The organism is Streptomyces sichuanensis, assembly GCF_020328095.1.
Classification (GTDB): domain Bacteria; phylum Actinomycetota; class Actinomycetes; order Streptomycetales; family Streptomycetaceae; genus Streptomyces; species Streptomyces cinnamoneus.
This window is the reverse complement of the sequence record NZ_JAIXMK010000281.1, coordinates 1-563: the sequence shown is the minus strand read 5'-3', so window position 1 is coordinate 563 and position 563 is coordinate 1. Positions and strand designations below refer to the sequence as shown.

The following is a 563-nucleotide window of genomic DNA, read 5'->3' as shown; positions in this document are numbered from 1 at the left end:
TCAGGAGTTCAATTCTCCTTAGCTCCACAGTAGGACGATCCCGTCTCCCACCCACAGGGAGGCGGGATTGTTGCTGTTCCGGCGGGGTCCCGTGGCAGAATCGGACGGCCGGGAGCGGACGGGGCCGAAGGGGAGGGGGTTGGAGCTGACCCATGGGTGCTCACAGCCGGAAGTGCGACTGGTGCGGCAGCGGGACGCCGATCGTCCGTGACATGGAGCCGCTCAACTCCGAATACCAGTACTGGTGCGTGGAGTGCGCGCGGGCGCTGATCATAAAAGGCGACCCGATCGAGACCTATCGGGAGCTCGAAGGTGAGCCGATCTACGGACGGCTGCTCGACGAGCACTGCGCACTGAAGCGGTTCTACTCCTTCGCCACCGCCTGAGACGGGCCGTCACCTCCGGGCGAAAATCGGTCAAACCGGGACAGATGGGGCCCGGGGTCGAACCGATTTGGCAAACCGGGGGGAGGTCCGTGTAATGTAATCCGTGTCGCCAGGGAGACCGCAAGGAAAACCGGGCGGGAAAACAAAACAAGGGGCTATAGCTCAGTTGGTAGAGCG

The 563-nt window shown here is 63.1% G+C and carries 1 protein-coding gene; it reads left to right on the top strand.

Annotated features, from left to right (window positions below; all coding sequences use genetic code 11):
• The first annotated feature begins 152 nt into the window (after positions 1-152).
• Positions 153-386 (top strand): hypothetical protein, encoded by a 234-nt coding sequence (locus tag LE181_RS31960; RefSeq protein ID WP_071963321.1) that lies wholly within the window; start codon positions 153-155, stop codon positions 384-386.
• Positions 387-563: the final 177 nt, after the last annotated feature.